The 2,539-nt window shown below is 59.1% G+C and carries 2 protein-coding genes and 1 pseudogene; all 3 read left to right on the forward strand.

The window, feature by feature from the left end; translation table 11 throughout:
- Window positions 1–204: 204 nt before the first annotated feature.
- Window positions 205–678, forward strand: a complete 474-nt coding sequence (locus tag EOA29_RS32725; RefSeq protein WP_245464648.1) for a ubiquinone biosynthesis methyltransferase UbiE — start codon at window positions 205–207, stop codon at window positions 676–678.
- A complete protein-coding gene (locus EOA29_RS32730) occupies window positions 675–1,853 on the forward strand; it encodes a class I SAM-dependent methyltransferase (RefSeq protein WP_126093374.1) in 1,179 nt (392 codons plus the stop codon). Before EOA29_RS32725 ends, EOA29_RS32730 begins: the two co-directional genes overlap by 4 nt.
- Window positions 1,850–2,539: pseudogene (locus EOA29_RS32735) on the forward strand (hypothetical protein); the annotation flags it as partial. The gene EOA29_RS32730 and the pseudogene EOA29_RS32735, both read left to right, overlap by 4 nt.

Raw genomic sequence — 2,539 nt, forward strand, 5'->3', positions numbered from 1 at the left:
GGCTAGCGCCTTGCGCCCTATGTGAAGAGAGGAAACGATCGAGGCAGGTACTACGCAATTCTTCGAGTTAGTCCGTGACTTGCGCATCACGGTCGATCGTCTCGGAGGCCATCGCCCGCCGGGGCACAAATTCTGATGGAACAAGCGAGGTTGCCGATGAGATCTGTTCATCATGATCTGGCTGGCGAGCCGACTTTTGAGCCCATGATCCAGATCGACATGGAAATGAAGGCTTTTGTCTCCGCTTGGAGGCATTGCGATTATGTCTCGACCTACATGGCCCGCATGATCAGTCAAACCAGGTCGGATTCGGTACGGCACTCAAATCTCTTTTCCTCTGCCTTCAACGAATTACTGGAAGTCGTCTTTCGCACGCGCCATGCCGACGGCGAACTGGCATGCAGGGTGTCTCGCCATGGCGCGACGGATAGGATTGAGCTGACATTTCCTTGCGTGCCGGAGGAGCGCCAATTCTACGAAGAGGCCGTGGCGCAAGTCGCAGGATCCGAAGCCAGGGAGCGATACCTTAACTCGGTATCTGGGGATCTCGCGCCCAGCCGGGAGGTCGTACTCCTGGAACTGGCTGTCGACTACGGCGCGACACTCAGGGTCGAGGAAGCCGACGGCGACGCGATCAAGCTTGTCGTGGATCTTCTGCTTGAGGGCCAACAGAGGTGAGCCCCTACGACCTCCTCCCGCGTTTCAAGGCGCGCTACGACGCGAACAATCAGGAGTTCGCCATATCGGGGGTAGTCCGGCCCCAGGCGATCGATGAGCTTGGGCCCAGCATAGCCTTGCTCCGCGATGCGATCGACCGTGTGCGCGGCGTCCTCTACGTCAATGTCAGACGCCTGACGCAGATGAACAACGCGGCGTTTCACGCCTTTTCGAGGATCATCATCGACGCCTGCCGCGCTCGACCCGATCTGAGATTCGTCGTCATCACGTCAAGCGTCGTCGGATGGACATCACGAAAATTCGGTCGCTTGAGTAGGATCGAACCGAACATCACCGTCGAGGAGTATGACAGTGCATTCTATCCGGGACAGGGCTTCCTAGAGGAAGGCGGGTTCGTTCCAATCCTCCGCACCCAGACAAAGATGACCTGGCGCCATGAGCGCGCAATCTTGCCGCGACATGGCATGAGGCCTGGGATCGTTATGGCCGACATCTGCTGTGGGATCGGCGATTTCGCCGTGCTCGTGCAGAAGGAGTTCCAGCCATCTCGGATCGTCGCCCTAGACCACTCCATATCAAGCCTCGCCTATGCCCGACGCGTGATGCGGGAGTTCGATCTCCGGGGCATCGAATATACCTATGGCGATGCATCGGAGATGCTGCTCGACGAAGCGCAGTTCGACTTGGTGACCTGCCGGCATTCCCTTCAAATCTTCAATCGACCTGAACTCATCCTCAAGGAACTCTACCGCATATGCAGACCGGGCGGACGGGTCTACATCACCAACGAGAAGAATTCGCATTGCCTCGGCGAGCCGCGCGCCGAAAGCATTCGTTGGACATACAACGAGGTGGCGAAGCTGTTCGCGCATTTCGAGATGGATGTCGAGCTTGGGCCCAAGAGTCGGCGATACCTGATCGAAGCCGGATTCGAAGACATACGTGTCGAGACCTTCATGGTCACTAACCTGGACGGCGATCCGCAGGACTTCGCGGATGTCATTGCAGCCTGGGCGGATGTCTATGCGGGCGAGATGGCGACCAGGCGCGGCGACGGACCGGAATTCGTTGCGCGGTTCCGGCAGGGCTTCCAGGACCATATATTCGCTGCGCTCCACCCTAAGGGTTACGCGGGTTGGCCGATTTGGGTCGCTTCGGGGCGACGACCGCAATGAAAGCCGACAGCGGGCATACACCGCGCTTCGGCCTGCGCTCCTTTCGGGCGAAATTCGTATTGGTCGTTGGCGGCGCGGTGCTGTTCGATCTCCTGATGAGCGGTGGTCTGGCGCTTTGGAACGTTCAAAAGCTGTCGCACGATGCCACATCGGAAGTCGGCGAGGGCCTGACGACCGCAAACCAGGAATACATTCGTTCCTATGCCGAGTCGACGGCATTGAGTGTCGACCTGCTGCTCGATCGGGTTCATGGGGACGTCAAGGCGCTGGCCGGCGTGCTGCAGGCCCAGATCGACGATCCGAAGAGGCAGCAACAGGTCGGAGCGACGCTGGCGCGTGAAGCGCCCGGCTCCGTCAAGATCGTCTACGACGCGCAGGGCGATTGGGCGCAGAATCTGCCGGGCGCGCCTTCCGTGGTAAGCGTCTGGGGCTACCTGCTGGGCGCCGACCACAGTCCGCTGCCGGGCGTTCAGCAGGAAATAGAAGACAGTACCGTGATCGATCTCGTCGCGCCGACTCTCATGGCCAGCGGATCGTCCAAACTGCAGATGTACTATATTGGTCCAAAAGAACGGCCGATCTTCAGGACGGTGCCGTATACGAACCAGGCACAGACCTTCGACCGACTCTATCCAGGTCACAACAAGGCGGAGTTCTGGGAGTTCTTCTTTCCGGGAATCTATGGC

Origin of the sequence: Mesorhizobium sp. M1E.F.Ca.ET.063.01.1.1, assembly GCF_003998155.1 — a bacterium.
In the GTDB taxonomy this organism is placed as follows: domain Bacteria; phylum Pseudomonadota; class Alphaproteobacteria; order Rhizobiales; family Rhizobiaceae; genus Mesorhizobium.

Bases quoted from the DNA above. Each gene is read 5' to 3' on its own strand.
- EOA29_RS32725 (WP_245464648.1), top strand. From the start codon at position 205: ATGATCCAGATCGACATGGAAATGAAGGCTTTTGTCTCCGCTTGGAGG.